The sequence below is a fragment of the Rothia sp. HMSC058E10 genome, assembly GCF_001809415.1.
GTDB lineage: Bacteria > Actinomycetota > Actinomycetes > Actinomycetales > Micrococcaceae > Rothia > Rothia dentocariosa.
On sequence record NZ_KV797627.1, the window covers coordinates 232,629 to 239,466 of the forward strand.

4 protein-coding genes and 1 pseudogene are annotated in these 6,838 nt (G+C 56.7%); 4 read left to right on the top strand and 1 reads right to left on the bottom strand.

Features of this window, described 5'->3' with window-relative positions; genetic code table 11:
• Positions 1 to 59 precede the first annotated feature (59 nt).
• The 4 genes from HMPREF2609_RS05720 to HMPREF2609_RS05735 all read left to right on the top strand — a co-directional run bounded on the left by HMPREF2609_RS05720 (position 60) and on the right by HMPREF2609_RS05735 (position 5,617).
• The gene (locus tag HMPREF2609_RS05720; RefSeq protein ID WP_004005453.1) at positions 60 to 503 is read left to right on the top strand and encodes a pyridoxamine 5'-phosphate oxidase family protein; all 444 of its coding nucleotides are present in this window, start codon (positions 60 to 62) and stop codon (positions 501 to 503) included.
• Positions 504 to 719: 216 nt separating this feature from the next.
• Entirely contained in the window at positions 720 to 3,521 is a 2,802-nt protein-coding gene (gene topA / locus HMPREF2609_RS05725) for a type I DNA topoisomerase (RefSeq protein WP_070535551.1), read from the top strand.
• 330 nt (positions 3,522 to 3,851) lie between these two features.
• Positions 3,852 to 4,823 carry a Ppx/GppA phosphatase family protein gene (locus HMPREF2609_RS05730; RefSeq protein ID WP_048754217.1) on the top strand — a complete coding sequence of 324 codons (972 nt, stop codon included), beginning with the start codon at positions 3,852 to 3,854 and terminating at the stop codon, positions 4,821 to 4,823.
• Between the two features lie 230 nt (positions 4,824 to 5,053).
• Complete coding sequence (locus HMPREF2609_RS05735) at positions 5,054 to 5,617, top strand: SMI1/KNR4 family protein (RefSeq protein ID WP_070535554.1); 564 nt, start codon at positions 5,054 to 5,056, stop codon at positions 5,615 to 5,617.
• A gap of 221 nt (positions 5,618 to 5,838) precedes the next feature.
• Here HMPREF2609_RS05735 and HMPREF2609_RS10930 read toward each other — a convergent pair.
• A pseudogene (locus tag HMPREF2609_RS10930) lies at positions 5,839 to 6,838 on the bottom strand (hypothetical protein); the annotation flags it as partial.

Genomic DNA, 6,838 nt, shown 5'->3' on the forward strand with positions numbered 1-6,838 from the left:
CGCCTTTGCCGCGCCGAACATCACAAATTTCGGCACGAAGAAACACCTACACTAAAAGAATGACTATGCAAGACACCCCAGATACCACCAAGAAAATGAGCGCCGAAGACTGCTGGGCGCGCCTGCAGGCCAACAATCTAGGGCGACTCGTGCTCACCGACGGCAACTTCGTAGACGTGCTGCCGGTCCTCTACGGGGTAGCCGACCACGAAATCTACCTGCGCACCACCCGCGGTGACCGTTTCTCCGCCGTGGTTATGAGCCGCCGCGTCTCCTTTGAAATCGACGAGGAACTAGAGAACGGCATCCGCTCCGTGATCGTGCAGGGCGTGGCGCACTGGCTGCCACCCGAAATGACCCCGCCGCTCGTGCACACTTTCGGCCTGCGCCACTACGAAAGCGGGCACCTTATGCAGTGGGTGCGCATTGTGCCGCGCAAAGTGTATGGGCGCGAATACCCGCTTCTTCCCGCCCAGGGCGAAGGGTATTTTCCGTACAACTAATTTCGCCCGCCAACCCGCCTAAGGCCAATATCTGCGGTTGCCAACTCGATACAGACGTGCATAATAACTGGTATCGTTGCATCCACACCCTTAATCCAAACACAAGCTGTAAAACGTGATAAGACACATGCGTGATAAGCGCACCTAATAGGCGTAACCGCCAGAATGTGCGCTATTGTTGTATCGCATCTACACCACACAATTATGAGGAGAGCCGTGCCCACCAAGGCAAAGAACGGAAAAGCGCTGCTGATCGTTGAGTCCCCATCGAAGGTGAAGACTATCAGCGGTTATTTAGGCAACGAATTTCTGGTGGATTCGTCCATGGGACATATTCGTGACCTGCCGCAGCCTTCCGAACTGCCCGAGAACCTGAAAAAGGGCCCGGTCGGCAAGTTCGCGGTCAATATCGACGACGATTTTGACCCCTACTATGTGGTTAACCCCGATAAAAAGAAAAAAGTCGCCGAACTCAAACGCAAACTCAAAGACGTTGATGCCCTCTACCTCGCAACCGATGGTGACCGCGAAGGTGAAGCGATCGCCTGGCACCTCAAAGAGGTTCTGAAACCCAAGGTTCCCGTCTACCGCATGACCTTCCCCGAAATCACCCGCGAAGCCATTGAACGCGCCTTCGGGGAACTGCGCGATGTTGACCTGCACCTGGTCGATGCTCAAGAGACCCGCCGTATTCTTGACCGTATCTACGGTTACGAAATCTCACCCGTACTGTGGCGCAAGGTCGGCCGCGGCCTATCCGCGGGTCGCGTGCAGTCCGTGGCAACACGCCTCGTTGTTGAGCGTGAACGCGAACGCATGGCCTTCGTCGCCGCCAACTACTGGGATCTGACCGGGCATTTCATCACCACCAGCAACGAGGGCTTTGACGCCAAACTCGTGGCGGTCGACGGCACCCGAGTTGCCACCGGTAAAGACTTCGCCGACGACGGCACCCTCACCTCCACCAAGGTCACCCACCTCTCAGAGGCGGATGCGCGTACCCTCGCCGAAGCCCTCACCGCCGCTCCCTTCTCGGTGCGCTCGGTCGAAACTAAACCCTATAAACGCCGCCCCGCCGCGCCGTTCACCACCTCAACCCTGCAGCAGGAGGCGGCACGCAAGCTGCGCTTCTCATCGCGCGTAACCATGCAGGTTGCCCAGCGCCTCTACGAGAGCGGCTACATCACCTATATGCGTACCGACTCGGTGGCACTCTCAGACCAGGCCGTGAAGGCGGCACGCCGCCAAGCATCCGAACTCTACGGCACCGAATACGTGCCCTCCGCGCCGCGCACCTACGCCTCCAAGAGCAAAAACGCGCAGGAGGCGCATGAAGCAATCCGCCCCGCGGGTGACGCCTTCCGCACTCCCGACGCCGTGCGCGGCACGCTCTCCAACGACGAATACCGACTGTACGAGTTGATCTGGAAGCGTACCATCGCCTCGCAGATGGCAGACGCCACCGGCTCGACCGCATCCGTGCGGTTAGGGGCAACCGCATCCAACGGGCGCGATGCCGAGTTCGCAGCATCTGGCACCGTTATTACCTTCCGCGGCTTCCTCGCCGCCTATGAGGAAGGTGTAGACGCAACCCGCTTGGCAGAACGCGACGCAAAGAACGCCGAGAAACGCCTGCCCGCGCTCGCGCAGGGTGACTCGCTCACCGCCGAAAAACTCGAAGCCACCGGGCATGAGACCCTGCCCCCGCCACGCTACACTGAGGCTTCGCTCGTGAAAACTCTTGACGAGCTGGGCATTGGGCGCCCCTCCACCTACGCCGCCGTGATTTCAACGATTATGGATCGCGGCTATGTGCAGGTGCGTTCCGGCTCGCTCGTGCCTTCGTGGACCGCGTTCTCGGTGGTGCGCCTGCTCGAAACCAGCTTCGGGCCCTACGTGAACTACGAGTTCACCGCGCAGATGGAAGAAGACCTTGACCGCATTGCCCGCGGCGAAGAATCGCGCGTGGAGTGGCTGGGCGACTTCTACTTCGGCGGCGGGGTGCAGAAGAAACGCGGGCTCAAGCCCATTGTAGATAATCTGGGTGATATTGATGCCCGCGACATTAACTCGATCCGCATTGCTGACGGCATTGTGCTGCGCGTGGGTAAATTCGGCCCCTACCTTGAGGCCGAAGGCACCGTCAATACCGAAACCGGCGAAGTCTCTGACCCCGTGCGCGCTAACGTTCCCACCGATTTGGCGCCTGACGAGCTGACCGCTGAGAAGGCGAAAGAGCTGCTTGAACAGGGCAAATCCGATGGGCGCGTGCTCGGCACCGACCCCGCCTCCGGGAACCAGATTATCGCCCGCGACGGGCGCTACGGCCCCTACGTCACCGAAGTTATCGAAGAGATGACGGAGGAGCAGATTCAGGCGTACCTGGATGCGCAGCCCACCGAATACTACAAGAACGGCAAACCCAAGCCGAAGAAGAAGCCTAAGCCCGCTAAGCCGCGCACCGCATCGCTCTTCAAATCTATGGATTTGGCGACCGTAACCCTAGAGGATGCGCTCAAGCTCTTGAGCCTGCCGCGCGTGCTCGGCACCGATGCGGAAGGCAACGAAATCACCGTGCAGAACGGGCGGTTTGGCCCGTACCTGAAGAAGGGCACCGACTCGCGATCGATTGGGTCTGAGGAAGAAATCTTCACGATCACCCTTGAACAGGCGCTCGACATTTATGCGCAGCCTAAACAGCGCGGGCGTGCCGCCGCTAAGCCCCCGCTCGCCGAGCTCGGTGTAGATCCGAACAGCGAAAAGAATATCGTGGTCAAAGATGGGCGGTTTGGGCCGTACATTACCGATGGCGTTACCAACATTACGGTGCCGCGTTCGGAAACCATCGAATCGCTCACCCATGAGCGTGCCGTCGAACTGCTCGCCGAAAAGCGCGCTAAGGGGCCTGCGAAGCGTAAGACTGCGGCAAAGAAGACGACCGCCAAGAAGAGCACCACGAAAAAGACGACTGCTAAAAAGTCCACTACTGCAAAGAAGACTGCGGCTAAAAAGGACTAGTCCTTTCTTCACCCCAACAATACGGATGCGCTGCTCACGAAAATGTGGGCTACGTATCCGTATTGTTGCGCTTGGCAAGATTTACATGGATGCGCGACTTGCGCTCGCTTTACAAGGCGACCAGTCACGACGGCTCCGCTTCGCTTTGCCGTGCGCGACAGCCTTAGGCGCTCGCTGCTAGTCGCACTCTCTGGCCTGTGTGTGCATCCATGTGCGGCGGGCGAACTCGCGCATCCCCGGCGGTGGATTGCGCGCATCAAGCGGCGACTTGTGCCACACTTAATGAAGTTGTACGTTATCCCGGCGGTGGCTGGGGGATAGGAGCGCGCCGTGCGCCTCGGTGTTCTTGATGTTGGCTCAAATACTGTTCACCTGCTGTTGCTTGACGGCCACCCGGGCGCCCGCCCCGAGCCGTATGCTTCGCATAAGATTCCGCTGCAGCTGGTGCAGTATTTGACACCGTCGGGCGATATTTCTGATGAAGGCCGCGCCGCGCTGACCGAGTTCGTGAAGTCTGCGCGCGATTTCGCCATTGAGAATAACGCCGAAGATCTGCTCGCCTTTGCGACCTCTGCTATTCGCGAGGCCGGTAATGGTGCCGAGGTTTTGCAGTATGTGCGGTTGAAGACCGGCGTGAGTTTGAGCGAGATTTCGGGCGATCAAGAGGCCGCTATCACCTATTTCGCGGTGCGTCGCTGGCAGGGGTGGGGTGCGGGGCGCATCCTGAATTTTGATATTGGGGGTGGGTCTTTCGAGTTCTCTACGGGCACGGATGCCCTGCCGGATGCGGCAATGTCGGTGCCGTTGGGCGCCGGCCGCCTGACCCGCGAGTTCTTTGATGAACAGCCCCCTTCGCCGAAGCAGACGAAGCGGCTGCGCAGGTATGTGCGCGAGCAGATTGAACCGGTGGCGCAGCGGTTGCTGGCATTTGGCGAGCCGAATATGGTGGTGGGCACCTCGAAGACTTTCCGTTCGCTGGCGCGTATTTGCGGGGCGGCGCCGTATTCTGCGGGGCCGCATGTGAAGCGTGAGATGCATGTGACGGATTTGCGCCTGTGGACTCGCCGCATGGAGGCTATGGCTCCCGCCGAGCGCGCTGACCTGCCCGGTGTTTCCCGGATGCGCGCCGACCAGGTTCTCGCCGGTGCAATGGCGGCTGAGGCTGCGATGGAAACCTTCGGTATCGAAACGATGCGTGTTTCCCCCTGGGCTCTGCGTGAAGGTTTGATCTTGAGGCGCCTAGAGCACCTGGCGGAAGGTACGAGCACGCCGCTGGACCCGAAGACTCTGGTGGGGGAGTAGAGGCGTTTTGATCGCTGAGCCTGCCTGATACCTCTTGACGAACTACCGAGAAATCCTCAGTAGTTGCCTCTTCTAGCAACTCTCCCTCGGCATAGATGTTTTTAAGATGGGCGACAAGGCATAGCCCACCCGTAACTTTAGGACCGCTGGGAGTGGAAACAGCGTGCAGCGGCTTGTACAAAGGCTCGCGCTGACCCCGTGAAACCGAAGACCTATTTTAAGGAGTTTTTGTGCCTATCTACAAGCCTGAAGAATACCCGAGTGTGATCGAGCGTATTAAGGCTAAAGTCGCTCAGAAGAATATCAGCATGGGGCCTACTGTTTCGGAGGCAGACATTATTGCTTTTGAGAGTGCCTGCAACACCCGCCTGCCGCAGGCGTACAGGCTGTTTCTACTGGAGGTTGGTGACGGCTGGCGTGACCCAGCGATGGGGCATATCAGCACCGGTTCCATTCACCGGCTCGCAGAGATTGAGCGCAAAGACCTTTCCCTCCCCATGACGCTCACGGACGGCTGGCTCTGGGAAGTTGAGGAGGACGAAGAACAGCTTAGCGATGAGTCCTTTGAGCGTAAGCTGGGTAACCAGGGTGTTGAGCTCATGGATGAAGGATGCGGCATGACCTATGAGCTGATCACCGCCGGGCCGTGCACCGGTGAGGTGTGGAGCTTTTCGGATGTTGGTGTGAGCCCCTGCTTTGAGCGTCAGGACTTCCTGGGCTGGTTTGAGCTCTGGCTAGACAGCGACGGCGACCCTGACTATTTCAAGGATTATGTCTACGAAGAAGACGAATAGCATATACCGCAGGGGTTTATCGAGCTCTGTGTGAGGTCCTGGTTTTGATACGGTTGAGGCACCTGGTGAAGGTACTAGTAAGCCGCTGAACCCGAAAACTTTGGCGGTGGAGTAAGGACGAGCAGCTACATAAGCCGCCAGTATTTTGTGTACTAGGGAGAGCCGTGGAGTGTTGGGGACAGCTATTAAAGAATAGCTGTCCCCAAAACCCTACAGATTGATTAGCTCTCCGTATTTTCTGCTGCTACGTCTTCAGCTTTTACAGTGGTGTTCTTTTCACGCCATTCGTGGAGCTTGTCGTTAAAAAACTGTAGATCTTTCGAGATTTCTGCCTTCTCTTTGGGATCTTTCACCTCAAGAAGTTTATTATTCGTTTCTTCTATTTTTTGGATTTCACATTTAAGGGAATCCTTCTGCTCTGAAGTAAGGAATTTACAGCCAAGGGGTAAGCCTTCAGAATTTAGATTAATAGAATAACCTTCTTTGGCATCCACCGTGAAGTTATTATCATGTGAGCCGAATAGGGTATTTCTATTATTCGTCTCGCCATAAAACTGAGGGGCGTAGCGTGTGAATTTAGTACAGAAACCGTTGTCTTCATTTCCGCCAAAAAAAGTTTCCTTATAATAAATAGACCCGCTAAAATCAGTTACATTCTGGTAAATGGACCAATTGAATTCAGCCTGCCCCAGGTAGATGGAGTCGAGGAAGTTAGCCTTACCCATGTAGGTGGAGCGGAATCCGAAAGTACCGAAAATAACGTCTTTCTTGTAGATGGAGCGACTGAAGCTAGCCTGCTTCTCGTAGGTGGAGCCGCGAAAGTCAGCCTGTCCCAGGTAGATGGAGCCGCCAAAGCTGGCCTTATTACCTTTGTGGGTATAGGTGGATTCACTAAAGTCAGCCTGTCCCAGGTAGATGGAGCCAATAAAGTTAGCCTCGCCCTCGTAAGTGGAGATTCTAAAGCTAGCTTCACCCTCGTAAGTGGAGAAGCTGAAGCCAGCTTCACCCTCGTAAGTGGAGAAGCTGAAGTCAGCCTCACCCTTATAGGTGGAGGAGAAATCGGAAGTACTGAAAGTAACGTCTTTGCCATAGGTGGAACCGCTGAAATCGGCCGCACCCCCGTAAGTGGAATCGCTGAAGTTAACTTTACCCACATAGGTGGAGCGGAAGTCGGAAGTACTGGAAGTACTGAAAGTAGCATCTTTCTCATAGGTGGACCGA

Coding starts and splice junctions, on each gene's coding strand:
- HMPREF2609_RS05720 (WP_004005453.1), top strand. CDS start 60: ATGACTATGCAAGACACCCCAGATACCACCAAGAAAATGAGCGCCGAA.